This window comes from Streptomyces sp. NPDC058632 (genome assembly GCF_042717095.1).
Lineage (GTDB): Bacteria > Actinomycetota > Actinomycetes > Streptomycetales > Streptomycetaceae > Streptomyces.
The window spans coordinates 12,411-38,945 of record NZ_JBHXQZ010000078.1 but is presented as its reverse complement, the minus strand read 5'-3'; the positions used below and the strand labels follow the sequence as shown (position 1 = coordinate 38,945).

Below are 26,535 nucleotides of genomic sequence, written 5' to 3'. Positions count from 1 at the left end.
GTTCCGGCCTTGGCTCCGGTTCCGGCCTTGGCTCCGGGTCCGGCCTTGGCTCCGGTTCCGGCCTTGGGTCCGGTTCCGGCCTTGGCTCCGGCCTCGGCTCCGGTTCCGGCCTTGGGTCCGGTTCCGGCCTTGGCTCTGGCCTCGGCTCCGGTTCCGGCCTCGGCCTTGCTCTTGGCCTGGAGGCGGGTCTCGACCGTGGTCGTGGTCCTGGCTCCGGTTCCGGTCCTGGCCTTGATTCCGGTCCCGGTGCCCGCCTGGTCCTCGGGTGAGGTGTCGGGCTCGTCCCCGGTGCCCGGTTGTGCGGGCCCGGCGTCCGGCGGGGCGGTGAGCCCGGCCGGCCCGGTGTCCCGGCCGCTCTCCGGGGCGTGGTCGTTCGTACGCGGAGGCATGCCTCTCCTCGGTTGCTCGCTGACTCGCTGGTCCGCTTGCTCACCCGGTGCGGGGGATCGGCGGCGCGGCCCGTGCCGCGGGGGATGGAGGGGACGGGCCGCGCCTGTCACTGGGGCGGGCCGGAAGGCCCGCCTGCCGGTGGGGAGGGGAGGGGCCGAAGACCTCGGCCCCGGGCCCGCCCTGCCCCGCCCCGGCGTGCGCGGTGGTTCAGTACGCCCGGCCGCGCATCCTGCGCCACCACATCAGGGCCCCGCCGATCAGCAGGATCCCGAAGGCTCCCGCACCCGCGGACGCGGCGATCAGGGTGGTGTCGTCGGAGCCCTGGGCCCCGGCCGGCCGCAGCGCGTCACCGAGCTGGTTGCGTACGTCGTTGCCGCTGTCCACGCCCTCGGCGAGCGGGCCGCGCGACCCCTCCGTCGGGTTGGCCAGATACGGGAACGAGGCGCCGAACTCCTTGTCGTTGGCGTCGACCGCGTCACCGAGGTCGTTCGCCGCGCCGACCAGCTCGCCCTCGACGACCTGGAGCGCCGCGTCGATCACGTCGTCCGTCAGCCGGCGCCCGTTGGGGAAGCCCGCGTTGTCGCCGTCCAGCACACCGAGCCGCTTCGGTTCGGCCGCCGGCTCGATCGACGTGTTGAGGCGCAGCATCTCCGACGGCGTCACGTGCGGCGGCTGGTTGAGCCCCTCGACGCCCTTGAGGAAGACGTCGACGAGGTCGTCGCGCGGCTCGGCGGGTGCCTCGATCTTGTAGATCGCCTCGATGAGCTTCGGCAGCTCGGGGTGAGTGACGTTCTCGAGGAACTGCGCGTCGTCCCACGGCGCGGACGCGTTGAACGTGTCCTTGTCCTCCAGCGGGTTGACGACCTCGTTCACCAGCGGGTTGCCCAGCCGCGACACCTGGGCGAACTGCCCCTTGGCGTTCTTGCGCCGGGTCGTGGACCAGATGCCGACGACCGGCTGGTCCGCCGACTCGGCGATCATGTCCGTCGGCACCTGGAGGGCCAGCGAGTTGACGTTGTACCCCTTGAGGGTGTCGTTGCCGACCTCGGAGAGGTTCCCGCCGTACAGCAGGTCGAAGACGCGCAGGTCCAGGAAGAACGGGTCGTCGGCCTGCCCGGCGAACGTCGTGGCGCCGCCCGCCAGTTCGTGCACGGCCTGCTTGCGGAGCGTGTCGTAGTCCGGCATGGACGCCTTGCCGACGTTCGACGGCGCCACCGGGACGTCGTCCGCGATCTTCGTACGGGACACCAGATGCTGGTCCTTCAGCTTGAGCAGCTCGATGTCGTAGGTCTGGGTGATGTTGAGGTCCGGGTCGTCCAGGCTGGTGACCGGGCCCGTGTTGTAGAGGAACGTCTTCTCGTTCTTCGTGTGCGTCCGGAAGGTGTAGCGGAACAGCAGCTCGCCCTGCGCGTCGCCGTTGGTGTCGATGTGGAGGTCGTACTGCGCGTCCTCGGCGAACGTGAAGAAGTTCGGTCCGCCGGCCGGCTCCTCGAACGGTATCCAGTTCGCGATGATCGTCGTCGTGTCCGGCTTGTCGGGGCTGACGAACGCGTACAGGTCGGTGTTGTCGTACTGCGGGGTGCCCGAGATCAGCGGGGCCTCCCGGTGACTGGAGGCGGAGGCCGCCCCCGGTTCCAGTGCTGCCGTGCCGGCGGCGGCGAGCCCACCGGCGGCCAGCGCGCCACAGATCAGGGTCGCGAGGCTCCTGCGTCCCGCGCCGGTCCTGGAGTTAGGTGTCATGCCGTCCGTCCTCAGTGCCAACTTGCCTGACGCACCGGGATTCGGAGCCGGGCCCGGACCGGATTGGTCGAGAAGGAAAACTTTTCGACGGGTCCGCCGCCCCCGAACGCCCGTAACATTTTTCGCTGTTCGACCCGCGTTTTCGGTCCGCCGATCCGTATCCCCCTCCGGAGGCGCGCTCGCTGCGAAGGCCTCGTGCGACCGGGTGGCCCGAAGGGGCCGGGAGAGGGGGGTGCGCGTTGGAGGCGGACGAGCTTCTGGTGCGGGTGGCAGGAGGCGACCAGAAGGCATTCGAGGCGCTGTACGGACTGGTGTCCGGGCCGGTGTACGGGCTGGTACGAAGGGTGGTGCGCGACCCCGCCCAGTCGGAGGAGGTGGTGCAGGAGGTGCTGCTCGAACTCTGGCGCTCCGCCGCCCGCTTCGACCCGGGGCGGGGCAGCGCGCTGTCCTGGGTGCTCACCCTCGCCCACCGCCGGGCCGTCGACCGGGTGCGCAGCGCCCGCGCGGCCGGCGAGCGCGAGCAGCGCGAAGCCGCCCGGCGCGGCAGCGGGCCCGCGTTCGACCAGGTCGCGGAGGAGGTCGAGGCCGGCCTCGAACGCGAGTGGGTGCGCCGCTGCCTGGACCGGCTCACCGCGTTGCAGCGGCAGTCGGTCACCCTCGCCTACTACGACGGCTACACCTACCGCGAGGTCGCCGAACGGCTCTCCCTGCCACTCGGTACGGTCAAGACACGCATGCGCGACGGCCTGACCCGACTGCGCGACTGCCTGGGAGGTGCCGCATGAGCTTCCTGGACCGGCTGCTCGGCCGCGGGGACCGCGGAGATCTCCACTCGCTGGCCGCCCCCTACGCGCTCGACGCACTCGAGCCCGCCGAACGCGTCCGCTTCGAGAGGCACCTGACGACCTGCCGACGCTGTGCCGCCGAGGTACGCGTCCTCGCCGAGGACGCCGTCCGCCTCGCCTGGTCCACGGCCGCCCCCGCGCCACCCGCCCTGCGCGACCGGGTCATGGCCGCCGTACGGACCACCCCGCAGGACCCCGCCCCCGCTCCCGCACCCGTCTCCGGGCCCCCGGAGCGGACGCGCGCGCGTGCACCGCAACTCCCGCCCCACGTATGGGGGACCGGGCCGGTGCCGCAGGCCGGCAGGCGGCACCGGATGCCGTTGTTCGTGCCCTTCGCGACGGTCACCGCCGCCGCTGCCCTCGTCGTCGCCGCGCTGTTCGCCGTCCAGGCGAACCGGACGCAGGACCAACTGACCGCCGAACGGGACCGGGCACGTGAGATCGCCCACGTTCTCGCCGCTCCCGACGCCCTTGCGAACAGCGGCCGCGACGCGCGGGGCGGCACGATCGGAGTGATCGCTTCCGCATCGGAGCGGAGCGCCGTCGTCACCCTCGGCGGATACGGCAACCCGCCGAACGGACGTGTGCGTCAGCTCTGGCTCATGCGCCCCGGCGCACAACCGCGTTCCCTCGGGCTCTTCGAGAGCGACACACCCCTCGTCACCTCCGGCCTCGACACCTCCGCGACGTCACTCGCCGTAACCGTCGAGCCGGACGGAGGGTCACCGCAGCCCACCACGCAGCCGATTGTTCAACTCGCCCTGAAAACGGTTGGATTCGGAGAGTAATCGTCACGTGTTCGTCAACCTCCTTACGGGGAAGGTGAATCCTGTGACCGAGATACGCGAGTGCCCGGACGGGGCGATAGGGTTACCCTGCCCGGGGCCGGGCGGACTCGTACGGGTGGGGAGTGACATGGATCAGATAACGATGCGCGGCAGGGCCAGGGTCCCCGCGATCACCTGCGGGAGCAGCGCGACCAGTACGCGCCTGGACCGCCACCTCTCGGTGCTGGCGGGACCCGCCGTCCCGCAGCGGGAGGCGGCCGAGGCGACGTCGCTGATGCGCGAGCTGACCGCGCGTGACCGGCACGACCGCGGAGTCAAGGGCTCACGGGCGCGGACGAGCCGTGTCTCGCTCTTCGCCCCCCTGCGCAGGCTGCGCCGCTCCCTCTTCGGCAGCCGCTAGCCCCGCGTCCGGACGGGCCCACCGTCCGGCGTGGCACACCGTGCGCGCCGCCGTCACCCCACGGCGCGCGGCGCCGCCCACCGGTGCGCTCCGGCACAGGCATGTCGTCCTCCTCCGTAACCCTCTCGGTACCTCGTTTCCGGTCACGTTCCTCCCGGCGCTCCCGATCCACTCGGCAGTGGTCCGGGGGTGTGCGGGCTCCTTCCGCCCAGGCCCCGGACCCTGTCGTTCCCCGGCGACGGCTCCTGCCGCCCAGGCCTGTGTTCGTGAGCCCCACGGGCTCCCGTGCGGCGTGAGCCTCACGGCCTCCCGCGTGCGTACTGCCGTACCGCGAGCGGGACGAACGCCGCGAGCAGCACCGCGCACCAGGCCGGCGACCCCGTGACCGGGTGCGCCATGGGCCAGGCCGCCCCTTCCGGCACGGGAGCGTTGCCGAGGAGGTCCCGCAGCGCTGTCGCCACCGCGCTGATCGGATTCCACTCCGCGACCGTGCGCAGCCGGCCCGGCAGCCCCTCGGTCGGGATGTACGCGCTGGACAGCAACGGCAGCAGGAACGTCGCGCCGCCCAGTCGGCCGGCCGCCTCCTCGTTCCGGGTGAGCAGGCCGAGGAAGATCCCGATCCACACGCAGGCGAACCGGACAGCATCAACAGGGCGAAGGCGTACACCGCTTCCAGCGCGCCGCCCTCCACCCTCCAGCCCGCGGCGAGCCCCACCAGCAGGAACAGCACCGCCCCGGCGGCCGTCGCCACCACGTCCGCCACCGCCTGCCCCAGCGGCACGGCCGCCCTGCTCATCGGCAGCGTGCGGAACCGGTCCGTCACCCCGCGGTGGACGTCCTGTGCCGACTGGAACATGCCGGTCATCACCCCGCCCGCCGCGGTCGCCGCCGGCATCCCGGGGACCAGGAAGGACCCAGACCAGCGCCCTGACGCACCGCCACCCCTGGATGCCCGGCCTGATGTCACCGGTCTACGGCTTCAGCCCCAACACCCTGCGCCACGTGGAGCACTGCCCGGCCCGCCTCGACCCGCTCGAGGTCTCCTACAGTACGAAGACGGAACTGGCCGCGATGGTGAACGCCGGCGTGACGATGTTCGTCACCAACGAACTGGCCACTGCCGAACGGGCCCGCTCGCTGCCCTGGTCGCAGGAGCGGGAGAACGTGGTACGGATCGCCTATCCGAGCGGCCGGATCGCGAGCGGTGACTATCCGCGGCCGGCGGCGGTGTTTGCGGAGGGCGCAGGGGCGGCCGACGCGGATGAGATGTTCGAGCGGAACCTCGGACGGGTGCTCGACGGCTTCAGCGCCGGTCACTGACGAGGGCCGGCGGGCCGGAGCCGATGGGGGAACCGGCAGGGAGCGGGCCCGGTCCGGGTCTCCGGGGTGCCGTGTCAGATCAGCGCGAGCTGGCCCTCCGGACCCTCCTCACGCGCGTCCAGCACCGAGGCGGGCCCGCGCGCCGGACGAGGTACGGGGAGCACGCCCGCCCGCCGCAGCTCCGCCGGGGTGACCGGATCGGCCGTCGCACCGTCCGTCAGCGCGGCCTGCCGCGGGCGCAGTTCGGCGAGCAGGGCGAGGACCGTGATCAGCTCCAGGAGTTCCGACGTCCAGGTCTGCGACCAGCCGGCCGGCCGGATCGCCTCCAGCGTCCCCGGCTCGGCCTCCTCCGTGCGGGCCGCGCACCACCGCTCCAGCACCCGGGCCCCGGCCGCCTCGAAGTCCCAGGCCGCCGGCGGCACCGGCGAGATGCGGCCCTCGTCGAAGCACAGGGCCTCCTCGGCACGGTCGTACCGGACGGCCGGCGGGCGGGCGGGGAGCGGAGCGCGGACGTAGGGGCGGCGTCCGCCCGGGAGCCGGGGGCGCTCCCCGTCGCGCCGCATCAGCCACAGCATCCGGCGCCCCACCTCCACACCCGCGTCCCACATGCCGGCGTCCCCGGTGAGCGGCACCGTGAGCCCTCCGGGGCCGGGCCGCACCACGGCCACCGTCCAGGCGAGGACGTCGACGGCCGGTGCCTCCCGGCCGAGGCGCGCCGTGAGGTGCCCGGACAGGCCCGGGGCCAGGTTCGGCTCCGCGCCCCCGGGCCGGCGGTACAGCGGACGGACCCGGCCGGGACGGAACACCGGCAGCAGGGACGTGGCGAGCAGCGGCGGACCGGGGACGCCACCGGGGCCGTCGGTGCCGACGGCGCCCCGCGCGCGTTCGCCCCGGGTACGGACCCCGCGTCCCGTGGCGGTCGCGGCCTCGACGACGAAGACCTGCCGCTCGTCCGCCACCCGCCACAGCTCCGGGCGGGCCGCGTCGATCAGCCGCTGGTCGGGAATCAGCCACTGCTCGTCGAAGGGGGCGCGCAGCACGCGAACCGGCTCCGGGCAGGGGCCCGAGGCACGCTCCAGCCGCTCCGTCCCGCCCGGCCCCGGCCTGCCCGGAAGCCGGCCGACCGCCGTGCGCCCCGTCCGCGAGCGGGTCGGCTGGAACAGGGCCTCCCTGTCCGGTCCCGCCGTCTTCATCAAGGCGTCCCAGCGGGCTTTCAGAGCCGCCGGATCGGGTGCCGCCGGCCACCCCCGGCCGAGCCGCGGCGGTGCGACGGACCACGGCATGAGGTCCGCCAGCAGCGGAGCGTCGTCGTGCGTCACGCTGGGCATCGTACGACCTGACGGGCGGGTGGGATCAGGTGGCTTCCAGGGTCACGGTGAAGGAGAAGCGGTCGCCCCGGTAGTTGATCACGGCCACGTCCAGGGGGCTGCCGTCGGTGTCGTAGGTGATGCCGGTGTAGTGCAGGATCGGGCTGAGCAGCGGGACCTGGAGGAGCCGGGCGGTCTCCGGATCCGCCAGCCGCGCCTGAACGGTGTCCGTGATGCGGCTGATGTCCACCCCGACGGCGTCCCGCAGCACCTTGGTCATCGGCCAGCGCCGCAGATCCTCCAGGTCGATCCGGGCGGCGAGTTCCGGACGGACGTAGTTGCGCGCGTGATTGGTCGGCTCGCCGGTCTTCTCGTCGCTGCGCAGCCGGTGGTAGGCCGCCGCCTCCGTCAGTCCGGGGAAGTACTCGGCGAGTTCGGCCGGCACCGGCGCGGTGCCGTGCTCCAGCAGTTCGGTCGTCATACCGGACTGCTGGGCCACGATCGCGTCCACCGAGCCCAGCAGCCGCACCGGGGCGCCCCTGCGGGCATCGGGCTCGATGAACGTGCCGCGCCGGCGGTGGCGGGTGATCAGCCCTTCGTCCTCCAGCTCCTTCAGCGCCTGCCGCATGGTCAGCACGCTCACCCCGTAGTGCCCCGCCAGCTGTTCCTCGGTGGGCAGGCGCAGTGGATCCCGGGGCGAGCGGCCGAGGATCGAGGCACGCAGCGACTGCGACACCTGGTACCAGAGCGGCAACTTGCGGTTCAGGACGATCGAATCCGGCGCGAAGGAGGTCACGGGCTTATCCGTACCGGTCGGGAACGTTCAGTGCAATGTGAGGTGCAGGGGCGTGCCGGCATCGGCTGTGACACCCCGGCGCCGAACCGGACTGCGGGGACCACCCGGACCACCCGGCTACAGCGTGCGGAAGTGGCGTTCGAGGCCCTGCCACACATCGTCGTAGCGCTGTTGCAGGTGCTCCGCGCGTGCCGCCTGCGGCGTCAGGGACACCGGCCAGCGTGTCTCGAACATGAACGCGAGACCGTCGTCGATCTTCTGCGGGCGCAACTCGGCGGCGCTCGCCCTCTCGAACGTCTCCCGGTCCGGTCCGTGCGCCGACATCATGGTGTGCAGCGAGCCGCCGCCCGGCACGAACCCCTCCGCCTTCGCGTCGTAGGCGCCCTCGATCAGCCCCATGTACTCGCTCATCACGTTCCGGTGGAAGTACGGCGGCCGGAAGGTGTCCTCGCCCACCAGCCAGCGCGGCGCGAACACCACGAAGTCCACCCCCGCCAGTCCCGGCGTATCGCTCGGCGCCGTCAGCACGGTGAAGACCGACGGGTCCGGATGGTCGTAGGAAATGGTGCCCATCACATTGAAACGGCGCAGATCGTAGGTGTACGGCACATAGTTGCCGTGCCAGGCGACGACATCCAGCGGGGAGTGGCCGTAGGTGGCCGACCAGAGGTTGCCGCAGAACTTGTTGACCACTTCCACCGGGCCCTCGACGTCCTCGTACGCGGCGACGGGCGCCCGGAAGTCCCGGGCGTTCGCCAGCCCGTTGGCGCCGATCGGGCCGAGGTCGGGGAGCCGGAAGGCGGCGCCGTAGTTCTCGCACACATAGCCGCGGGCCACATGGTCCAGAAGCTCCACACGGAAGCGCACCCCACGGGGAATCAGCGCGATGTGTCCCGGCTCCACCTGCAGCAGCCCGAACTCGGTCCGCAGCAGCAGCCCGCCCTGCTCCGGGACGATCAGCAGCTCACCGTCGGCATCGCTGAACACCCGGTCCATCGACGCGTTCGCGTGGTAAAGGTGCACCGCCATGCCGGTGCGCTGGGTGACGTCGCCGTTGCCGCCCAGCGTCCACAGGCCGGCCAGGAAGTCCGTGCCCTCGTCCGGTGCGGGCAGCGGGCTCCAGCGCAGTCGGTTGGGGTCGGGCACCGTCTGGTTGAAGGGTGCGCTGCGGATCGCCCCGTTGCCCGTGCGGGTGAACGCCGGGTGCGCGGCCGACGGGCGGATCCGGTACAGCCACGAGCGGCGGTTGTGGGCCCGCGGCTCGGTGAACGCCGTACCGCTCAGCTGTTCCGCGTACAGCCCGAGTGGCGCGCGCTGCGGCGAGTTGCGCCCCTCGGGCAGGGCGCCCGGGACCGCCTCGGAGCTGTGCTCGTTGCCGAAACCGGAGAGGTGGCCGAGTCCCTCGGCGGCCTTGCGCGCGTCCCCGCTCATTTTCGCTGCTCCCTTGCGTGCGATTCCTATGTGTCACCGTAGGATTGCGGTTTCTCCGGCGCAAGAGGGCCACGCGGTCTCCTCCCTCAGGACTCCGTCCCTCCTCTCGACGGAGGATGCGGAACCCGACTCCAGGGGGATCCGCGCGACCGGACGCCTGTTCTACGCTCCCCCGCATGGCGTGGACGGGGAGGCTGGTCACCGTGCTCGCGGTCTGTGGCGTCCTGCTGGCCGGATCCGCGGGCTGCGGCTCGCGCGCTGCCCAGGAACAGGAACAGGAACGGGGCGCGGGGGCGCCGTCGCCGGTCGGCAGGCTCCTGGAGGAGCGGGACGACGAGGGCCGGCCCTACCGCGAGGTGGACGAGAAGGATGCCCCCGAGGTCGGCGTCGAGGTCACGCCCGACACCGACGGCGGCTGGGACGTGCGGCTGAGCGTACGCAACTTCCGCTTCTCGCCCGACGGCACCGCCCGCCGCGCGGTGCCCGGCCGCGGCCTCGCGCACCTCTACGTGAACGACCGCCCCGTCGCCCTGCTGCGCACCCCCGGCCACCACCTCTCCCCGCACACCGTCCGGCGGGGCACGCACCAGGTCACCGTCCGTCTCCACGCGGACGACGACTCGGTGTGGGCCGTGCGTGGAGAGCCGGTGGAGAGCACGGCCGACATCACGGTCTCGGAAGCGAGCCCGACCGCGAACCCGGCCACCGGCCCCATCGCGGACCCGACCGCGGCAGAGCGAGCCGGGCGCCGGGGTTCACCCGGCCGGGATCCGGGAGCATCATGAAGCACGTGCCCGTGCACGTGCCCTCCGCGACCTCCCTCCGCCGCGCGCCCGTGCAGCGTCGCAGCACCGAACGACTGGCCGGAGCCTGGGCGCCTGCGCCGCGCTCCTGGACGAGGTCGGCCACGACGCCCTGAGCACCCGCGCCGTCGCGCAGCGCGCCGGTGTGCCCATCGGCTCCGTCCACCGCTTCTTCGGCAACAAGCGCGAAATGGCCGGTGCGCCGGCCCGGCGCACCCTGGAGCGCTTCACGCGCCGGGTGACCGAACGTCCGAAGACGGCCATCGGCGCCCCCGGGACGGCGGCAGGCCGTGGACGTCGTGCTCGACGGGTACCTGGACATGAAGCGCACCGTGCCCGGCTTCTCCCTGGTCGACCTCGGCAACCAGATCCCCGTCGGAACCCGCAGGGCCGAACCCGACCACCGCGTCGCCGACCGTCTCGCCGACCTGCTGTCCGGCTACCTGGACCGCGAGCCGGGCGACGGACTGCGCCGCGGCTTCCTCGGCGCCGTCGAGACCGCCGACGCCCTCGTCCACCTGGCCTTCCGGATGGCCCCCGAGGGAGACGGGAAGATCATCGCCGAACCGCGGGAGATGCTGCGTGCCCATCTGGCACGTGTACTGGACTGATCGGGGCCCCGACGAGGGGTGCCTGCAAACGGCACCGGCAAAGGGCTCCCCCACGTGCATACCGGTCGGTATGCTCGGGTTGCCCGTCCGGCCGTCTCCTGGCCTGTCCGCCTGTCCGCCTGTCCGCCCGTCCGCCTGTCCGCCCGTCTGTCTGCGGGCCCGTCTCTCTGCCCGCCTGCCTGTCCGTGCGTCACCGCCGCCGTACCCGGGAGGTCCCATGTCCCGCACCGCTCTTCGTATCTGCCCTCTGTGCGAGGCCACCTGTGGCCTGACCCTCACCCTCGACGAGGGCAGGGTCACCGGCGCCCGGGGTGACCGCGACGACGTCTTCAGCAAGGGGTTCATCTGCCCCAAGGGCGCCTCCTTCCCCGCCGTCGACGCCGACCCCGACCGACTGCGCGGCCCGCTCGTCCGGGTCGACGGCGTGTTGCGCGAGGCCAGTTGGGAGGAGGCGTTCGACGCCGTCGCCGCCGGCATCCGGCCCGTCGTCGAACGCCACGGTCCACACGCCGTCGGGGTCGTCCTCGGCAACCCCAACGTGCACACCATGGCGGGTGCCCTCTACCCGCCCCTCCTGGTCGGCGGGCTCGGCACCCGCAGCCTGTTCACCGCCTCCACCGTCGACCAGATGCCCAAGCACGTGTCCAGCGGACTCCTCTTCGGCGACGCCAACGCGATCCCCGTACCCGACCTGGACCGCACCGACCACCTGCTGCTGATCGGCGCCAACCCCCTGGAATCCAACGGGAGCCTGTGCACGGCACCCGACTTCCCCGGCCGCCTCCGGGCGCTGAGGGCCCGCGGCGGCACCCTCACCGTCGTCGACCCGCGCCGCACCCGCACCGCCCGCCTCGCCGACCGGCACATCGCCGTCCGGCCCGGCACCGACGCCCTGCTGCTCGCGGCGATGGCGTCCGTGCTCGTCGAAGAGCACCTCGTCGACCTGGGGGACTGCGCTCCCCATGTGCACGGCGTCGCCGAACTCGCCGACGCCGTGCAGGACTTCACCCCCGAAGCGGTCGCCCCGGCCTGCGACGTCGACGCGGACACCATCCGCACCCTCGCCCGTGAACTCGCCGCCGCCTCCACCGCCGCCGTCTACGGCCGCATCGGCAGCTGCACCGTCCCGCACGGCACCCTGGCCAGCTGGCTCGTCGACGTCCTCAACATCCTCACCGGCAACCTCGACCGGCCCGGCGGCGCCCTCTTCCCCCGCGCCGCCACCGACAAGACCCCGCGCCCCGCCGGACCCGGCCGCGGCTTCGCCCTCGGACGCTGGCACTCCCGGGTGAGCCGGCACCCCGAGGCCAAGGGCGAACTGCCGCTCTCCGCCCTCGCCGAAGAGATCGACACCGCCACCGACGCGGGCGAACCGCTGCGCGCCCTCGTCGTCGTCGCCGCCAACCCGGTCCTCTCCGCGCCCGACGGCGACCGTCTCGACAAGGCCCTCGGCTCCCTCGACTTCATGGTCAGCGTCGACCCGTACCTCAACGAGACCTCGCGCCACGCCCACGTCGTCCTGCCGCCGCCCCCGCCCGCGCAGAGCCCGCACCACGACTTCGCCTTCAACACCCTCGCCGTACGCAACCAGGTCCGCTACACCCGCCCCGCGCTCCCGCTCGAGCCCGGCCGCATGGCGGAGACGGAGATCCTGGCCCGGCTCGTCCTCGCCGCCACCGGCAACCACGGCGCCGACCCGGAGGACGTCGACCGGCTGGTCGTCGACCAGACCCTCGGCAGGGCGGTGGACGACCCGCACTCCCCGGTCCACGGCCGTGACCCGAAGGAACTCGCCGGGCTGCTCACCGGCCACAACGGCCCCGAGCGGCGGCTGGACATGATGCTCCGCCTCGGCCCCTACGGCGACGGCTTCGGCGCCGACTCGGACGGCCTCACCCTCGACCGGCTGCTCGCCCACCCGCACGGCATCGACCTCGGGCCCCTGCGCCCCCGTCTGCCGCAGCCCCTGAAGACCCGCAGCGGCCGGGTGGAACTGCTGCCGGAACCGATCGCCGCCGACCTTCCCCGGCTGCGTGCCGCCCTCGACGCACGCCCCGACGGCTTCGTCCTCGTCGGCCGCCGCCATCTGCGCTCCAACAACAGCTGGATGCACAACGTGCCCGCCCTCACCGGCGGCACCAACCGGTGCACCCTGCAGATCCATCCCGACGACGCCGAACGCCTCGGCATCCAGGACGGGCATCCGGTGCGCGTCCGGGGCGCCGGGGGAGAGGTGACCGCACCCGCCGAACTGACCGACGGGCTGCGCCGGGGCGTGGTGAGTCTGCCGCACGGCTGGGGCCACGACCGGCCCGGCACCCGGCTGCGGCACGCCGCGGCCGACCCCGGCGTCAACGTCAACCAGCTGCTCGACGGCAGCCTCCTCGACCCGCTGTCGGGCAACGCCGTGCTCAACGGGGTGCCCGTCGAGATCGCGCCGGGGGAAGCCCCCGGGACCGCCCCCGCGATCGCTCCATGACCGCCCCGTGACCGAAAAGTACCCCGCGCTGCCACCGCGCTGACCTGAGCAAAGCTGTGACCTGGTGTTTTGCGCTTATTGCTCGCGCGTCAACGTCTTGTTAACACTGCTGAGCGGGACCTAACGTCGTCGCACCGCCGGCCCTGGTGGGATGTTCAAGGGCGAACGTTAGGTAATCCACTCCATGCTGACCATCCTCGGCTTCGCCATGATCGCGACCTTCCTGGTCCTGATCATGCTGAAGAAGATGTCGCCGATCGCGGCGCTCGTACTGATCCCCGCACTGTTCTGCGTGTTCGTCGGCAAGGGCGCCCACCTCGGTGACTACGTCATCGACGGCGTGTCCACCCTCGCCCCGACCGCGGCGATGCTCATGTTCGCGATCGTCTACTTCGGTGTGATGATCGACGTCGGTCTCTTCGATCCGATCGTCCGGGGCATCCTCAGGTTCTGCAGGGCCGACCCGATGCGGGTCGTCGTCGGTACCGCGCTGCTCGCCGCGATCGTGTCGCTGGACGGCGACGGCTCGACCACCTTCATGATCACCGTCTCGGCGATGTACCCCTTGTACAAGCGCCTGAAGATGAGCCTCGTCGTCATGACCGGTGTCGCCGCGATGGCCAACGGCGTGATGAACACCGTCCCCTGGGGCGGCCCCACGGCCCGTGCCGCGACCGCGCTGAAGCTCGACGCCGGCGACATCTTCGTACCGATGATCCCCGCGCTGCTGACCGGACTGCTGGGCGTCTTCGTGCTCGCGTACGTGCTCGGTCTGCGCGAACGCCGGCGGCTGGGTGTGCTGACCCTGGACGAGGCCCTGGTGACGGAGCCGGCCGACGCCGACGCGGGGGCCGGGGCGGGCGCCGAGGTGCGGGAGCCCGAGACCGCGCTGGTCGGTGCCGGCACCGGCACCCGGTCCGGGTCCGGGTCCGGTTCGGGCGAAGGTGCTCTCCCCGCCGGTGGTTCGGGCGCCGGCACGGACACCGACGGGCGCGACGACTTCGGCGACGAAGCCGACGACTTCCGCGGCCTGGACCCCGACCGCCCCACCCTGCGGCCCAAGCTGTACTGGTTCAACGCGCTGCTCACGGTGTGCCTGCTCACCGCCATGATCATGCAGCTGCTGCCGATTCCGGTGCTGTTCCTGCTCGCCGCCGCGCTCGCCCTCACCGTCAACTTCCCGCACATCCCCGACCAGAAGGCCCGGATCGCGGCCCACGCCGACAACGTCCTGAACGTGTCGGGCATGGTCTTCGCCGCCGCCGTCTTCACCGGTGTCCTCCAGGGCACCGGCATGGTCGACAGCATGGCCACCTGGCTGGTCGACACCGTCCCCGAGGGCATGGGCCCGCACATGGCGCTCGTCACCGGACTGCTGAGCCTGCCCCTCACCTACTTCATGTCCAACGACGGCTTCTACTTCGGCGTTCTGCCCGTCCTCGCCGAGGCCGGCGCGGCCCACGGCGTCTCCCCGCTGGAGATGGCCCGCGCCTCCCTCGTCGGCCAGCCCCTGCACATGTCGAGCCCGCTCGTCCCCGCGGTCTACGTCCTGGTCGGCATGGCGAAGGTCGAGTTCGGCGACCACACACGGTTCGTGGTGAAGTGGGCGGCCCTGATCTGCCTGCTGATCCTCGGCGCCGGAATCCTGTTCGGCATCATCTGAGACGCAGGACCGGTTCGAGAGAGGACCCGATCATGGCGCCCGGTGGGAACCGCGGCTGGCTGCTCCGCCTCGTCATCGCCTTCACCTTCGCGCAGGGGGCCGTGTCGATGGCCCGGCCCGCCGTCTCCTACCGGGCGCTCGCGCTGGGCGCGGACGAGCGGGCGATCGGTGTGATCGCCGGCGTCTACGCGCTGCTGCCGCTGTTCGCCGCCGTACCGCTGGGCCGGCGCACCGACCGCGGCCGCTGCGCCCCCCTGCTGCCCGTCGGCGTGGTCCTCATCTCCGGCGGCTGCGCACTGAGCGGGCTCGCCGGCTCCCTGTGGGCGATGGCCCTGTGGAGCGGGGTGATGGGGCTCGGTCACCTCTGCTTCGTCATCGGTGCCCAGTCACTCGTCGCCCGCCAGTCCGCGCCGCACGAACAGGACCGCAACTTCGGCCACTTCACCATCGGCGCGTCCCTCGGGCAACTGGTCGGCCCGATCGCCGCGGGCGCGCTCGTAGGCGGCGCCGACAGGGCCGCGGGCAGTGCCCTCGCCCTGCTGGCGGCGGGCGCGGGGGCGGCAGTGGCACTCACCTCGCTGTGGCGCACAGAACGCCCGGTGCCGCCCGGCTCCCGCGCGGCACCGGGTACGCGTATCCCGGTCGGGCGCATCCTGCGGGCCCGGGGCGTCCCCGCGGGCATCTTCGTCAGCCTGGCCGTCCTGTCCGCCACCGACATCCTCACCGCCTACCTCCCGGTGGTCGGCGAGCAGCGGGGCGTCGCCCCGTCCGTCATCGGGCTGCTGCTCAGCCTGCGGGCCGCGGCCACCATCGCCTGCCGGCTGGTCCTCACCCCGCTGCTGCGGCTCGTCGGCCGCACCGTCCTGCTGACGGTGACCTGTCTCCTGGCGGCACTGCTCTGCGCGGGCATCGCCCTGCCGGTGCCCGTGTGGACCCTGGCGCTGATGCTGACGGTGCTCGGCTTCTGCCTGGGCGTCGGCCAGCCGCTCTCCATGACGACCGTGGTCCAGGCCGCCCCCGCCGGCGCCCGCTCCACCGCCCTCGCCCTCCGCCTGACCGGTAACCGTCTCGGCCAGGTCGCCGCGCCCGCCGGGGCGGGCCTGATCGCCGGGGTGGCGGGTGTGGCGGCCCCGTTCGTCATGCTCGGCGCGCTGTTGTTCGTCTCCGCGGGGGTGGCGCTGCGGGCGCCGTCCGGGCCCGCCGAGGACACCGGCCCGCCGGCGCCGGGGGGAACGCCTCCCACCGACGCGCCGTCCCGGCCCGGGGAGCCCGCCCCGCCCCGCCCGGCCCACCGCACCACGAACTGACCGGCCGACCCCCGCACAGAGGCCGCTGCGCAGGGAGGAGACGCACACCGGTACGCGGCCGGGGGAGTTCGGTTCGTCCGTACGGGGCCGGTCGGTACGGGGTCTGCCGGTTCGGATTCGGGCAGGATGCTGCCGGGCGGCGGGCGGCGGGCGGCGGGCGGCGCGGAGGCGGGCGGCGCGGAGGCGGGCGGTGAGGTTCCTGTCCTGGCCGGACGGACGCCGGACCGGGCCGGACGGGTCCGAACAAGTTCGTCCGCTTTCTCACCTGGTGGACGGTGACGCCCGATCCCGCCCCGCGTCTTCCCTCTGCCGCGTACATTCCGTTAGCTTCCGTGACTCATACGTCTCATGCGGCCCCGTACGGTCCCATACGGTCCCGTCCGGCCTCGTACGGCCCGCACGAGGCGTCCGACCGCGGAGCACCAGCGCCCTGACGAGCCCCCGGGGGCACCCCTCATGACACGCGCCATCTCCCTGCACGACGTGAGCAAGGCCTACACCCGCGGTGTCCGCGTGGTGGACCGGCTGTCGCTGGACATCGCGCCCGGCGAGTTCCTCGTCCTGCTCGGCCCCTCCGGCTGCGGCAAGTCCACCGTGCTCCGGATGATCGCCGGCCTGGAGGAGATCGACGAAGGCCTGCTGTTCCTCGACGGCGAGTACGGCAACGACCTGCCGCCGTCCGGCCGGGACATGGCGATGGTGTTCCAGAACTTCGCCCTCTACCCGAGCATGACCGGCCGCGGCAACATCGGCTTCCCCCTGCGCATCGAGGCCCCCGGCGTCGACCACCGGGCCAGGGTGGACGCCACCGCCCGCATGCTGGGCATCGAGGACCTCCTCGACCGCTTCCCCGCCCAGCTGTCCGGCGGCGAACGCCAGAGGGTCGCCATGGGCCGGGCCATCGCCCGTCACCCCTCCGCCTTCCTGATGGACGAGCCGCTGTCCAACCTCGACGCCAAGCTGCGCAGCCGGCTGCGCGCCGAGATCTCGCAGCTCACCCGGGACCTGGGCGTCACCACCGTCTACGTCACCCACGACCAGGCCGAGGCCATGTCCCTCGGCGACCGGGTCGCCGTGCTGCGCGGCGGGGTCCTGCAGCAGGTCGGCAGCCCCCGCGCGGTGTACTCGCTGCCGAGCAACATCTTCGTCGCCGCGTTCATCGGCACCCCGCGCATCAACCTGCTGCGCGGGGTGGTCCGCGCGCCGCTCGACGGCGCGATGACCATCAGTCTGGGCAAGCAGTTCCTGCGGCTGCCCGAACCCCTCTGCCTGGACCACCGGTTGCTGCGCGTGCAGCAGGGGCGCGAGGTCATCGTGGGCCTGCGCTCCGAGGCCGTCCGGATAGCCCCCGGCTTCACGGGGGCGTGTGGACCGGGCGCGGCCCCCCGTGGACCGGGACCGGCTCCGCGCGGACCGGCCCGGTCTCCGTCGGGCGTCGCCGCCCGTCCCGGGGAGTCGGTGCTCACGGGTCTGGTGGAGCACGTGGAGTTCCAGGGCCATGAGGCCCTGGTCCACTTCGACACCGGGTCCCGCCCCGCCCTGGTCCCCGAACTGGAGGCCCCGGGTCCGCGTCCCGGCCGCCCGCCCCGGCGCCGCCGCCGCGAGGGCGGTGGCAGGGTCCTGGACCGGCTTCTGGCGCGGGCCGGCGGTGCGGGGCCCGGGCGCGACGGCGCGGGGGACCGGACCCGGACGCAGCCGGACCCCGCCCCCGCAGGGCCCCGGCTGCCCGGTGACCTCGTCGTCCGCACCACTCCGGACATCCGCCTCCGGCACGGCATGCAGGTGCCGCTCCTGGTCGACATCGCCCACCTGTTCGTCTTCGACCAGCACGGCGAACGGATCTGCCCCAGCCCGGCGCAGCTGCCCGATCTGGACGAGTGACGCCGCCCCGCCCGCCCGCAGGCACGCACGGCTCCCGCACCGGCGCCGCTGCCGACCCGTGTCCGCGCCCCCTGGCGTCATTAAATTAGCGCCGCTAGTTTATGGGGTGGACGACGACGCCCCGCCCCGGAGGAAGCGCGATGAAGGCATACGACGGCATGTACATCGACGGCGCCTGGCGCCCCGCCGCCGGCCCGGACGTGATCGAGGTCGTGAACCCGGCCGACGGGCAGGTGATCGCCACCGTCCCGGCGGGCACCGCCGAGGACGTGGACGCCGCCGTGCGGGCGGCCCGCGCCGCCCTTCCCGCCTGGGCCGCGACCGGGCCGGCCGAACGCGCCGCCCGCCTCGCCGCGCTCCGGGACGTGCTGGTGGCCCGGCAGGACGAGATCGCGCAGACGGTGACCGCCGAGCTCGGCGCACCCCTGAAGCTCTCGCAGGCCGTGCACGCGGCCGTGCCGATCGCGGTGGCGGGCTCGTACGCCGAGCTGGCGGCGACGTACCCCTTCGAGGAGCGGACGGGCAACTCGACCGTCCTCCACGAACCCGTCGGCGTGGTCGGCGCGATCACCCCCTGGAACTACCCCTTGCACCAGATCGTCGCCAAGGCCGCCCCGGCCCTCGCCGCCGGCTGCACGATCGTCGTCAAGCCCGCCGAGGACACCCCGCTGGTCGCCCGGCTCCTCGCGGAGGCGGTGCACGAGGCCGGCGTCCCGGCCGGCGTGTTCAACCTGGTCACCGGCCTCGGCCCGGTGGCCGGCCAGGCCCTCGCCGAGCACCCGGGCGTCGACCTCGTCTCCTTCACCGGCTCCACCGCCGTCGGCCGCCGGATCGGCGCCGTCGCCGCGGGCGCCGTCAAGAGGGTCGCCCTCGAACTGGGCGGCAAGTCCGCCAACGTGATCCTCCCCGGCGCCGACCTGGCCCGGGCGGTCAACGTCGGCGTCGCCAACGTGATGTCCAACTCCGGCCAGACGTGCAGCGCCTGGACCCGCATGCTGGTCCACCGCGACCAGTACGACGAGGCCGTCGAGCTCGCCGCGGCCGCCGCCGCCAAGTACGGCGACCGCATCGGCCCCCTCGTCAACGCCAAGCAGCAGGAACGGGTGCGCGGGTACATCGAGAAGGGCGTCGCCGAGGGCGCGCGCCTGGTCGCCGGCGGCCCCGACGCGCCGCGCGAGCAGGGCTGCTTCGTCAGCCCCACCGTCTTCGCCGACGTCACCCCCGACATGACCATCGCACAGGAGGAGATCTTCGGCCCCGTCCTGTCGGTCCTGCGCTACGAGGACGAGGAGGACGCCCTGCGCATCGCCAACGGCACTGTCTACGGACTCGCCGGCGCGGTCTGGGCCGCCGACGAGGCGCAGGCCGCGGCGTTCGCCCGACGCATGGAGACCGGCCAGGTCGACATCAACGGCGGCCGCTTCAACCCCCTCGCCCCCTTCGGCGGTTACAAGCAGTCGGGCGTGGGCCGCGAACTCGGCGTGCACGGCCTGACCGAGTACCTCCAGACCAAGTCCCTCCAGTTCTAGGGGAGTCCCACCATCATGGCTGTCCGCGCCGCCGTACTGTCCGCCGTCGACGCCCCGTTGGAGATCACGGGGATCGACCTGCCCGAGCCCGGCCCCGGGAAGGTCCGGGTCCGGCTCGCCGCGGCCGGGGTCTGCCACTCCGACCTGTCCCTGACCAACGGCACCATGCGCCTCCCGGTCCCGGCGGTGCTGGGCCACGAGGGGGCCGGCACGGTCGTCTCCGTCGGCGAGGGCGTCACCCACGTCGCGCCCGGCGACGGCGTCGTCCTCAACTGGGCGCCCTCCTGCGGTACCTGTCCCGCCTGCGTGCGCGGCGAGGTGTGGCTGTGCGCCGACGCCCTGAGCGGCGCCGCCGCGGTGCACGCCCACCGTGCCGACGACGGCACCGCGCTCCACCCCGGCCTGAACGTCGCCGCCTTCGCCGAGGAGACGGTGGTGCCCGCGTCCTGCGTCCTGCCCGCACCGGACGGCGTCCCGCTCACCGACGCCGCCCTGCTCGGCTGCGCCGTGCTCACCGGCTACGGCGCCGTCCACCACTGCGCGCGGGTCGGGCCCGGTGAGTCGGTCGCGGTGTTCGGCGTCGGGGGAGTGGGCCTCGCCGCCCTCCAGGCGGCCCGGATCGCGGGAGCGGCCACGATCGTCGCGGTCGACGTCTCTCCGGAGAAGGAGGAGCTGGCGCGTGGTGCCGGGGCGACCGAGTACGTCGTCGCCTCGGACACCACCGCCCGCGAGATCCGGTCCCTCACCGGGAAGCAGGGCGTGGACGTGGCCGTCGAGTGCGTGGGCCGCGCGACCACCATCCGCACCGCCTGGGAATCCACCCGGCGCGGCGGCCGTACCGCGGTCGTCGGCATCGGCGGCAAGGACCAGCAGGTCACCTTCAACGCCCTGGAGATCTTCCACTGGGGCAGGACCCTGTCGGGCTGCGTCTACGGCAACTCCGACCCCGCCCGCGACCTCCCCGTCCTCGCCGGGCACATCCGGGCCGGCCGGCTCGACCTGGGCGCCCTCGTCACGGAACGGATCGCCCTGGACGGCATCCCGGCGGCCTTCGACAACATGCTGGCGGGCAGGGGCGGACGGGCCCTGGTGGTCTTCTGAACCGTTGAACCGTCCGCCCCGGCAGGCGGCGGTCAGCGCAGGGCCGACTCCCCGATCCCCAGCAGTTCGGACAGTGTCCGCTCGCCCCGCGCTGTCACCTTCACCGCTCGCCCGGAGCCGATGCGGACGCACCACCGCGCGTCCAGGGCGTGCCGGCACAGGGCCGCCCCGGCGGTTCCGGCGAGGTGCGGGCGGCGTTCCGTCCAGTCCGGGCAGGCGCGGGCCGGCGGGCGTCGGCCACGCCGGCCGATGCCGATGCCGATGCCGAGGGCGTCGAACCAGCGCAGGCCCGCCCCGGCGAGCGCGGACCCGGTGTCCTGCAGCAGCGGCCCGCGGGCCGTGAACGCGTCCGTGACCGCGATCCCGAGCCGGCCGGCGAGATGGTCGTAGCAGGTCCGTCCGCGGGCCGCCGCCGAGTCCGCCCCGGTCTGCCGCAGCGTGCGCGGACGCCGGGCCGCACCCGTGGCGACCTGCGCGGTCAGCTCCTCCACCAGCCGGGCGACCCGCACGTCGGCGAGCCGTACGACCGGTGCCGGCCCTGCCGTTCCTCGGCGAGCAGCCCGCCGGTGACGAGCTTGCCCAGATGTCCGCTCAACGTGGACGGGGCGACGCCGGCGTGCCGCGCCGGTTCGCCGGCCGTCCACGCCCGGCCGTCGAGCAGCGCCGGCGGACCAGCGGCCCGGGCCTCGTCGGCGATCAGTCCGGCGAGCCGCGCGAGCCCGGGGGTCCGGGGGTCCTTCGAGGTCATGCGCCCCAGCATGCGGTACGGACACTTCGGTGAGGGCCGAAGTGCGCGAGAGGCCCTATTCGGTGCCCCGCACCTGCTCGTACTGCCCCGCCAAGCCGTCCAGCAGAGCCGTCAGACCCGTCTCGAAGGCGCGCTCGTCGATCTTCTCCTGCCGGTCTGCGAGCAGGTGCGCCTGGCCGAGGTGGGGATAGTCGGCGGGATCGTAGGCGTCGGCGTCGTCCACGAAGCCGCCGGCGAAGGAGCCGAGCGCCGAGCCCATGATGAAGTACCGCATCAGCGCGCCGATGGACGTGGCCTGCGCGGGCGGCCAGCCCGCCTCGACCATCGCGCCGTAGACCGCGTCGGCGAGCCGCAGGGCGGCCGGGCGGCGGCCGGGGCCGCGGGCCAGGACCGGCACGATGTTGGGATGGGCGCGCAGCGCGGACCGGTAGGAGACGGCCCAGTCGTGCAGTGCGGTCCGCCAGTTCCGGCCGTCCTCGAACATCGACAGGTCGACCAGCGCGCTCACCGAGTCGGCCACCGCCTCGAGGATCTCGTCCTTGGTGCGGAAGTGGTTGTAGAGCGAGGGTCCGCTGACCCCCAGCTGTGCGGCGAGCCGGCGCGTGGAGACGGCGGCCAGACCCTCCGCGTCCACGAGCTCCCGTGCCGTCTCGACGATCCGGTCGGTGCTGAGCAGGGGCTTGCGCGGTCGGGCCATGGCGCACATAGTAGGGCTGCGCCAGAAAACTAGCACTGGTAATTAAAATCCCGGGGTTGGGTGACTGTCATGAACCTGGAGCTCAGCGAGGAGCAGAGCGCCGTCCGCCGGCTCGCCCGGGACTTCGTCGAGCGTGAGGTCGCGCCCCACGCCACGGCCTGGGACCGCGCCGAGGAGGTCGACCGGGGGATCGTGAAGAAGCTGGGGGACCTCGGCTTCCTCGGGCTGACGATCGAGGAGCGGTACGGCGGCTCGGGCGGCGACCACCTCGCGTACTGCCTGGCCACCGAGGAGCTGGGGCGCGGTGACTCCTCCGTGCGCGGGATCGTCTCCGTGTCCCTGGGGCTGGTGGCGAAGACCGTCGCGGCCTGGGGCAGCGAGGAGCAGAAGCAGGCCTGGCTTCCCGGGCTCACCTCCGGCACGTACGTCGGCTGCTTCGGTCTCACCGAGCCGGACACCGGCTCCGACGCCGGCAGCCTCTCCACCCGCGCGGTGCGCGACGGCGGGGACTACGTCGTCAACGGCACCAAGATGTTCATCACCAACGGCACCTGGGCCGACGTCGTCCTGCTGTTCGCCCGGTCCACCGACGCCCCGGGCCACAAGGGCGTGTCCGCCTTCCTCGTGCCCGCCGACACCCCGGGCCTGACCCGCCGGACCCTGCACGGCAAGCTCGGCCTGCGCGGCCAGGCCACCGCCGAGCTGGTGCTGGAGGACGTGCGTGTGCCCGCGTCCGCGATGCTGGCCCCCGAGGGCAAGGGCTTCTCGGTCGCCATGTCCGCCCTGGCCAAGGGGCGCATGTCGGTCGCCGCGGGCTGTGTCGGCATCGCCCAGGCCGCGCTCGACGCGGCCGTGCGGTACGCGGGGGAGCGCGAGCAGTTCGGGAAGACCATCGCCCGTCACCAGCTCGTACAGGAACTGATCAGCGACATCGCCGTGGACGTCGACGCCGCCCGGCTGCTGACCTGGCGGGTCGCCGATCTGATCGACCGCGGGCAGCCGTTCGCCGTCGAGTCCTCCAAGGCCAAGCTCTTCGCCTCGGAGGCGGCCGTCCGTGCCGCCAACAACGCCCTCCAGGTCTACGGCGGCTACGGCTACATCGACGAGTACCCGGCGGGCAAGCTGCTGCGCGACGCCCGTGTCATGACGCTCTACGAGGGCACCAGCCAGATCCAGAAGCTGGTCATCGGGCGTGCGCTGACCGGGGTTTCGGCGTTCTGAGACGGGACAGGGCCCGCCGGTCCGAGTAGTTCGTCCGTGGTGGGTCTGAGTATCCCGACGGATGTGCGCGGTGCCGTGGTCGCCGACCCTGTTCCCATGAGTGACACACCGGTCAAGCAGCAGAACACGGCGGCCTTCTACGGTCAGGCCGTCGCCTCGTTCGCCGTCGCCCTGGGGGCGACCGCCTTCGGCGTCGTCCGGCTCGAGGCCGACGCCTGGGTGCGCGGCTTCATGGCGATCGCCGTCCTGTACCTCGTCACCTCCGCCTTCACCCTGGCCAAGGTCATCCGTGACCGTCAGGAGGCCGGCCAGATCGTGAGCCGGGTGGACCAGGCGCGGCTGGAAAAGCTCCTCGCGGAACACGATCCCTTCGAAAAGCTGTGAACATTCCGCGGGACGGTGCCCGAGCCGCGCTCGGACGAGCGGGCGGAAGGCAGCTCCTAAGCGATCGCTCACCCTTGCCGGTATGGTGTTACCCCTGCCAGTGAATGGGGTGAGCGATGAGTACGGCGGAGGAGACGGCCGGCGCCGAGGCGCAGCCGTGGGGTGAGGTCACGCCCGACGCGGCCCGACGGTTGCTGCTCGCCGCCGTCGAGGCGTTCGCGGAGCGTGGCTACCACGCCACGACGACCCGCGACATCGCCGGCCGCGCCGGCATGAGCCCGGCCGCGCTCTACATCCACTACAAGACCAAGGAAGAGCTGCTCCACCGCATCAGCAGGATCGGCCACGAGAAGGTCCTGGACATCCTGCGGACCGCGGCCCGCGCCGAGGGCGGCGCGACCCTGCGTCTTGCCGAGGCGGTGAGCTCCTTCGTCCGCTGGCACGCGGGCAGGCGTACCACCGCGCGGGTCGTGCAGTACGAACTCGACTCGCTCGGCCCCGACGCCCGCGCCGAGATCATCGCCCTGCGCCGGCAGGTCGACGCCGAGGTGCGCGGGATCATCGAGGAGGGCGTGCGCTCGGGCGAGTTCGACGTCCCCGACGTGCGGGGCACCACCCTCGCCGTGCTCTCCCTCTGCATCGACGTGGCGCGCTGGTTCAACGTCAACGGCTCCCGCACCCCCGAGGAGGTCGGCGCCCTCTACGCCGACCTCGTCCTGCGCATGGTCGGCGCCGACCGCACGGACACCGCCCCGGGGGAGCAGGGCACCGCCGAGGGGGGTCAGAGGTAGTACCGGGCCACCGACTCGGCCACGCACACCGGCTTGTCGCCGCCCTCGCGCTCCACGGTGAACGCCGTGGTCACCTGGACGCCGCCCTCCACCTCGTCCACGGCGGTGACCTTCGCGGTGGCACGCACCCGCGATCCCACCGGGACGGGCGCGGGGAAACGCACCTTGTTCGTACCGTAGTTGACGCCCATCTTCACGCCCTCGACGGAGAGCAGCCGCGGGCCGAACAGCGGCAGCAGCGACAGCGTCAGATAGCCGTGCGCGATGGTCGTGCCGAACGGCCCCGACGCGGCCCGCTCCGGATCGACGTGGATCCACTGGTGGTCACCGGTGGCCTCGGCGAACAGGTCGACCCGCTTCTGGTCGACCTCCAGCCAGTCCGTGTACCCCAGCTGCTCGCCCACCGCGGCCTTCAGGTCGTCGACGGACGTGAAGATTCTCGGCTCTGCCATGTCCCGGCCTCCCGCGTCACGTGGTCGCGCGCGCCACTCGCGCGCATGCTAAGCGACTGCTTAGCATGGTCGGCCGTACGGGCGTTGTCAACGGACCGGCCGCCACGCCGGGGTGGGTAGCCTTCGAGGCGTGCCTCAGATTCCGGAGAAGATCCACGAGCTCACGGTCGGGCGGCTCGCCGCGCGCAGCGGCGCCGCCGTCTCGACCCTGCACTTCTACGAGTCCAAGGGGCTGATCAGCAGCCGGCGGACCTCGGGCAACCAGCGCCGCTACAGCCGTGACACCCTGCGCCGGGTCGCCTTCATCCGGGCCGCCCAGCGGGTCGGCATCCCGCTCGCCACCATCCGCGGGGCGCTCGCCGAGCTGCCTCAGGAGCGCACTCCCACGCGGGACGACTGGGCCCGCCTCTCCGAGGCGTGGCGCGCGGAGCTGGACGAGCGCATCAAACAGCTCAACCGGCTGCGCGACCACCTCACCGACTGCATCGGCTGCGGTTGCCTGTCGCTCGACTCCTGTGTCCTGTCCAACCCCGACGACGTCTTCGGTGACCGTCTGACGGGCTCCCGGCTGCTGACCGGGGAGCGCCCCGCCGGGCCCGGCACCCCGCGGGCCGGCACCCCGCAGGCCGACACCGGCACCGCGTGACAGTGGGGGCGCGGCATCCCCGGCGCGCCCCCACGCCTCTCAGGCCGACACCAGCAGCTTCGACCGCCTGGCGTCCGCCAGCGCCTCGGTCGTCAGAACGGGGCGCGGCACCAGGATTCCGCAGTCCGCGCAGACCGGTCCCGCCGACGGCTCGTGGTCCAGGCCGTACCGCCACCTGAGCCGTTCCCCCCGGCACACGGGGCATGCGCCACCCGGGTCGCGCTCCAGCGCGGCGATCAGCCGCCGCAGCACCTCGGCCAGCGGTTCCCGCGGATGCACCCGCGGGTCGTCGCACCAGGCCACGCCGAAACCGCCCCAGGTCAGCCGGTGCCAGTCGTCCACACTGCCCGGCCTGCGCAGGCCGCCGTGCTTCTCCTTCCTGCGGCGCTCGGCGAACTCCACCTCGTAGCCCAGCCAGACCGCGCGGGCCTCCTCCAGCTCGTCCAGTGCGGCCACGAGCCGCGCCGGGTCGACGGAGCGGTCCTCGGGGTCGAATCCCGCACGCGCGCACAGATGGTCCCAGGTCGCCCTGTGCCCGTACGGAGCGAACCGCTCAAGGCACTTGCGCAGCGAATAGCGCCGCAGCGCCAGATCGGACCGCGGATCTCGGACCTGTCTCGCCAGACTTCGGAAACCGGCCATCGTCGTGCACCTCCGTCACACCTGCACCTGTTAATCCGGTCACTTCGGCGTCGTCGAACGGACGTCGTCGAATAGACGTATCGACAAGCGAATCGGCTCCATCCTTTTTCGGTGGCCTCCCCCGGCCGGTCACGCGGGACTGTGGGTCAACTCCCGTGACCCATGATTCAGTTGTGCTCTCCCACGGCATCCCCGTGGTCCGTTCCATGGTCATGTCCGTGGTCGTCTCCCTCGCCGCCCCCGGTCCTCGGCGGCTGCCCGGGGCGGTTGCCCGGGGCGGCCCGTTCCCCTGCACGGCGAGAACGTCCCGACAGTCCGGTTCCCGTCGAGGGAGCCACGTGTCGCGGTGTACCGCGTGCACCACCCTCGACGGACAGAGAACTCCCCGCCGTCTCCACGGGTTCCTGAAGACGGCGACGTTATGCGCGCCGATCGCGTCCCCGATCGCCCCGCTGTCCCCGAAGAACCCGCCGGGACGGTATCCGCGCAGGTGGCAGAGGCGGACGGCCGGCAGACGCCGGCGCCCCGGACAGCGGCGGTCGGCCGCTGCCCGGGGCGCCGGC

The 26,535-nt window shown here is 73.0% G+C and carries 21 protein-coding genes and 5 pseudogenes; 16 read left to right on the top strand and 10 right to left on the bottom strand.

Annotated features, from left to right (window positions below; all coding sequences use genetic code 11):
* Positions 1 to 389 (bottom strand): annotated as a pseudogene (locus tag ACFWVE_RS26045) (hypothetical protein); the annotation flags it as partial.
* 208 nt (positions 390 to 597) lie between these two features.
* Positions 598 to 2,130, bottom strand: coding sequence for a DUF4331 domain-containing protein (locus ACFWVE_RS26040; protein WP_384018543.1), 1,533 nt, complete (start codon positions 2,128 to 2,130; stop codon positions 598 to 600).
* Between the two features lie 239 nt (positions 2,131 to 2,369).
* On the opposite strand from ACFWVE_RS26040, the gene ACFWVE_RS26035 reads away from it, so the two are divergent.
* From ACFWVE_RS26035 to ACFWVE_RS26025, 3 genes are all read left to right on the top strand, one after another.
* Entirely contained in the window at positions 2,370 to 2,915 is a 546-nt protein-coding gene (locus ACFWVE_RS26035; protein WP_042168688.1) for a sigma-70 family RNA polymerase sigma factor, read from the top strand.
* Positions 2,912 to 3,763 (top strand): anti-sigma factor domain-containing protein, encoded by an 852-nt coding sequence (locus ACFWVE_RS26030; protein ID WP_384018540.1) that lies wholly within the window; start codon positions 2,912 to 2,914, stop codon positions 3,761 to 3,763. Before ACFWVE_RS26035 ends, ACFWVE_RS26030 begins: the two co-directional genes overlap by 4 nt.
* A 127-nt stretch (positions 3,764 to 3,890) precedes the next feature.
* Complete coding sequence (locus ACFWVE_RS26025; protein ID WP_384018537.1) at positions 3,891 to 4,163, top strand: hypothetical protein; 273 nt, start codon at positions 3,891 to 3,893, stop codon at positions 4,161 to 4,163.
* A gap of 299 nt (positions 4,164 to 4,462) precedes the next feature.
* Here ACFWVE_RS26025 and ACFWVE_RS26020 read toward each other — a convergent pair.
* A pseudogene (locus tag ACFWVE_RS26020) lies at positions 4,463 to 5,076 on the bottom strand (ABC transporter permease); the annotation flags it as partial.
* 2 nt (positions 5,077 to 5,078) lie between these two features.
* Here ACFWVE_RS26020 and ACFWVE_RS26015 point away from each other — a divergent pair.
* Positions 5,079 to 5,483: pseudogene (locus ACFWVE_RS26015) on the top strand (TetR/AcrR family transcriptional regulator C-terminal domain-containing protein); the annotation flags it as partial.
* Positions 5,484 to 5,557: 74 nt separating this feature from the next.
* Here the strand turns inward: ACFWVE_RS26015 and ACFWVE_RS26010 are convergent.
* From ACFWVE_RS26010 to hmgA, 3 genes are all read right to left on the bottom strand, one after another.
* Complete coding sequence (locus ACFWVE_RS26010; protein ID WP_384018534.1) at positions 5,558 to 6,811, bottom strand: type ISP restriction/modification enzyme; 1,254 nt, start codon at positions 6,809 to 6,811, stop codon at positions 5,558 to 5,560.
* Positions 6,812 to 6,836: 25 nt separating this feature from the next.
* A complete protein-coding gene (locus tag ACFWVE_RS26005) occupies positions 6,837 to 7,586 on the bottom strand; it encodes a GntR family transcriptional regulator (RefSeq protein WP_384018531.1) in 750 nt (249 codons plus the stop codon).
* Positions 7,587 to 7,703: 117 nt separating this feature from the next.
* Positions 7,704 to 9,017, bottom strand: a complete 1,314-nt coding sequence (hmgA, locus tag ACFWVE_RS26000; protein ID WP_384018527.1) for a homogentisate 1,2-dioxygenase — start codon at positions 9,015 to 9,017, stop codon at positions 7,704 to 7,706.
* Positions 9,018 to 9,193: 176 nt separating this feature from the next.
* Between hmgA and ACFWVE_RS25995 the strand changes: the two genes are divergently transcribed.
* From ACFWVE_RS25995 to ACFWVE_RS25960, 8 genes and pseudogenes are all read left to right on the top strand, one after another.
* The gene (locus tag ACFWVE_RS25995) at positions 9,194 to 9,802 is read left to right on the top strand and encodes a hypothetical protein (protein WP_384018524.1); all 609 of its coding nucleotides are present in this window, start codon (positions 9,194 to 9,196) and stop codon (positions 9,800 to 9,802) included.
* Positions 9,799 to 10,431, top strand: a pseudogene (locus tag ACFWVE_RS25990) (TetR family transcriptional regulator). Before ACFWVE_RS25995 ends, ACFWVE_RS25990 begins: the two are co-directional and overlap by 4 nt.
* A gap of 217 nt (positions 10,432 to 10,648) precedes the next feature.
* Complete coding sequence (locus ACFWVE_RS25985; RefSeq protein ID WP_384018521.1) at positions 10,649 to 12,910, top strand: molybdopterin oxidoreductase family protein; 2,262 nt, start codon at positions 10,649 to 10,651, stop codon at positions 12,908 to 12,910.
* A 184-nt stretch (positions 12,911 to 13,094) separates the two neighbouring features.
* On the top strand, positions 13,095 to 14,573 hold the full coding sequence (locus ACFWVE_RS25980; protein WP_384018518.1) for a CitMHS family transporter: 1,479 nt from the start codon (positions 13,095 to 13,097) through the stop codon (positions 14,571 to 14,573).
* A 32-nt stretch (positions 14,574 to 14,605) separates the two neighbouring features.
* On the top strand, positions 14,606 to 15,880 hold the full coding sequence (locus tag ACFWVE_RS25975) for an MFS transporter (RefSeq protein ID WP_384018515.1): 1,275 nt from the start codon (positions 14,606 to 14,608) through the stop codon (positions 15,878 to 15,880).
* A 456-nt stretch (positions 15,881 to 16,336) separates the two neighbouring features.
* The gene (locus ACFWVE_RS25970) at positions 16,337 to 17,761 is read left to right on the top strand and encodes an ABC transporter ATP-binding protein (protein ID WP_384018512.1); all 1,425 of its coding nucleotides are present in this window, start codon (positions 16,337 to 16,339) and stop codon (positions 17,759 to 17,761) included.
* Positions 17,762 to 17,901: 140 nt separating this feature from the next.
* Positions 17,902 to 19,290 carry an aldehyde dehydrogenase family protein gene (locus tag ACFWVE_RS25965; RefSeq protein WP_384018509.1) on the top strand — a complete coding sequence of 463 codons (1,389 nt, stop codon included), beginning with the start codon at positions 17,902 to 17,904 and terminating at the stop codon, positions 19,288 to 19,290.
* A gap of 15 nt (positions 19,291 to 19,305) precedes the next feature.
* On the top strand, positions 19,306 to 20,391 hold the full coding sequence (locus tag ACFWVE_RS25960) for a Zn-dependent alcohol dehydrogenase (protein ID WP_384018506.1): 1,086 nt from the start codon (positions 19,306 to 19,308) through the stop codon (positions 20,389 to 20,391).
* A 32-nt stretch (positions 20,392 to 20,423) separates the two neighbouring features.
* Here ACFWVE_RS25960 and ACFWVE_RS25955 read toward each other — a convergent pair.
* A pseudogene (locus ACFWVE_RS25955) lies at positions 20,424 to 21,151 on the bottom strand (ArsR/SmtB family transcription factor).
* Between the two features lie 43 nt (positions 21,152 to 21,194).
* A complete protein-coding gene (locus tag ACFWVE_RS25950; RefSeq protein WP_384018503.1) occupies positions 21,195 to 21,836 on the bottom strand; it encodes a TetR/AcrR family transcriptional regulator in 642 nt (213 codons plus the stop codon).
* A gap of 69 nt (positions 21,837 to 21,905) precedes the next feature.
* Here ACFWVE_RS25950 and ACFWVE_RS25945 point away from each other — a divergent pair, with 69 nt between their 5' ends.
* The 3 genes from ACFWVE_RS25945 (at position 21,906) to ACFWVE_RS25935 (ending at position 24,232) form a co-directional block, all read left to right on the top strand.
* Positions 21,906 to 23,057, top strand: a complete 1,152-nt coding sequence (locus ACFWVE_RS25945; RefSeq protein ID WP_384018500.1) for an acyl-CoA dehydrogenase family protein — start codon at positions 21,906 to 21,908, stop codon at positions 23,055 to 23,057.
* A gap of 96 nt (positions 23,058 to 23,153) precedes the next feature.
* Positions 23,154 to 23,441, top strand: a complete 288-nt coding sequence (locus ACFWVE_RS25940; RefSeq protein WP_384018497.1) for a YiaA/YiaB family inner membrane protein — start codon at positions 23,154 to 23,156, stop codon at positions 23,439 to 23,441.
* Between the two features lie 116 nt (positions 23,442 to 23,557).
* Positions 23,558 to 24,232, top strand: a complete 675-nt coding sequence (locus ACFWVE_RS25935) for a TetR/AcrR family transcriptional regulator (protein WP_384018495.1) — start codon at positions 23,558 to 23,560, stop codon at positions 24,230 to 24,232.
* Here the strand turns inward: ACFWVE_RS25935 and ACFWVE_RS25930 are convergent.
* Positions 24,223 to 24,684 (bottom strand): MaoC family dehydratase, encoded by a 462-nt coding sequence (locus ACFWVE_RS25930; protein WP_384018492.1) that lies wholly within the window; start codon positions 24,682 to 24,684, stop codon positions 24,223 to 24,225. The two genes, ACFWVE_RS25935 and ACFWVE_RS25930, sit on opposite strands and share 10 nt — an antisense overlap.
* Before the next feature lie 130 nt (positions 24,685 to 24,814).
* Here ACFWVE_RS25930 and soxR point away from each other — a divergent pair, with 130 nt between their 5' ends.
* Positions 24,815 to 25,330: a redox-sensitive transcriptional activator SoxR gene (gene soxR, locus ACFWVE_RS25925; protein ID WP_384018489.1), complete on the top strand. Its 516-nt coding sequence runs from the start codon at positions 24,815 to 24,817 to the stop codon at positions 25,328 to 25,330.
* Positions 25,331 to 25,369: 39 nt separating this feature from the next.
* Here the strand turns inward: soxR and ACFWVE_RS25920 are convergent, their stop codons facing one another.
* Entirely contained in the window at positions 25,370 to 25,972 is a 603-nt protein-coding gene (locus ACFWVE_RS25920) for a hypothetical protein (RefSeq protein ID WP_384018486.1), read from the bottom strand.
* Positions 25,973 to 26,535 lie beyond the last annotated feature (563 nt).

What these genes read in the sequence shown, in the direction of transcription:
- ACFWVE_RS26040 (WP_384018543.1), bottom strand. Translation starts at nt 2,130, where the DNA reads ATGACACCTAACTCCAGGACCGGCGCGGGACGCAGGAGCCTCGCGACC.
- ACFWVE_RS26030 (WP_384018540.1), top strand. Translation starts at nt 2,912, where the DNA reads ATGAGCTTCCTGGACCGGCTGCTCGGCCGCGGGGACCGCGGAGATCTC.
- ACFWVE_RS26025 (WP_384018537.1), top strand. Translation starts at nt 3,891, where the DNA reads ATGGATCAGATAACGATGCGCGGCAGGGCCAGGGTCCCCGCGATCACC.
- ACFWVE_RS26010 (WP_384018534.1), bottom strand. Translation starts at nt 6,811, where the DNA reads ATGCCCAGCGTGACGCACGACGACGCTCCGCTGCTGGCGGACCTCATG.
- hmgA (WP_384018527.1), bottom strand. Translation starts at nt 9,017, where the DNA reads ATGAGCGGGGACGCGCGCAAGGCCGCCGAGGGACTCGGCCACCTCTCC.
- ACFWVE_RS25995 (WP_384018524.1), top strand. Translation starts at nt 9,194, where the DNA reads ATGGCGTGGACGGGGAGGCTGGTCACCGTGCTCGCGGTCTGTGGCGTC.
- ACFWVE_RS25985 (WP_384018521.1), top strand. Translation starts at nt 10,649, where the DNA reads ATGTCCCGCACCGCTCTTCGTATCTGCCCTCTGTGCGAGGCCACCTGT.
- ACFWVE_RS25980 (WP_384018518.1), top strand. Translation starts at nt 13,095, where the DNA reads ATGCTGACCATCCTCGGCTTCGCCATGATCGCGACCTTCCTGGTCCTG.
- ACFWVE_RS25975 (WP_384018515.1), top strand. Translation starts at nt 14,606, where the DNA reads ATGGCGCCCGGTGGGAACCGCGGCTGGCTGCTCCGCCTCGTCATCGCC.
- ACFWVE_RS25970 (WP_384018512.1), top strand. Translation starts at nt 16,337, where the DNA reads ATGACACGCGCCATCTCCCTGCACGACGTGAGCAAGGCCTACACCCGC.
- ACFWVE_RS25965 (WP_384018509.1), top strand. Translation starts at nt 17,902, where the DNA reads ATGAAGGCATACGACGGCATGTACATCGACGGCGCCTGGCGCCCCGCC.
- ACFWVE_RS25960 (WP_384018506.1), top strand. Translation starts at nt 19,306, where the DNA reads ATGGCTGTCCGCGCCGCCGTACTGTCCGCCGTCGACGCCCCGTTGGAG.
- ACFWVE_RS25950 (WP_384018503.1), bottom strand. Translation starts at nt 21,836, where the DNA reads ATGGCCCGACCGCGCAAGCCCCTGCTCAGCACCGACCGGATCGTCGAG.
- ACFWVE_RS25945 (WP_384018500.1), top strand. Translation starts at nt 21,906, where the DNA reads ATGAACCTGGAGCTCAGCGAGGAGCAGAGCGCCGTCCGCCGGCTCGCC.
- ACFWVE_RS25940 (WP_384018497.1), top strand. Translation starts at nt 23,154, where the DNA reads ATGAGTGACACACCGGTCAAGCAGCAGAACACGGCGGCCTTCTACGGT.
- ACFWVE_RS25935 (WP_384018495.1), top strand. Translation starts at nt 23,558, where the DNA reads ATGAGTACGGCGGAGGAGACGGCCGGCGCCGAGGCGCAGCCGTGGGGT.
- ACFWVE_RS25930 (WP_384018492.1), bottom strand. Translation starts at nt 24,684, where the DNA reads ATGGCAGAGCCGAGAATCTTCACGTCCGTCGACGACCTGAAGGCCGCG.
- ACFWVE_RS25920 (WP_384018486.1), bottom strand. Translation starts at nt 25,972, where the DNA reads ATGGCCGGTTTCCGAAGTCTGGCGAGACAGGTCCGAGATCCGCGGTCC.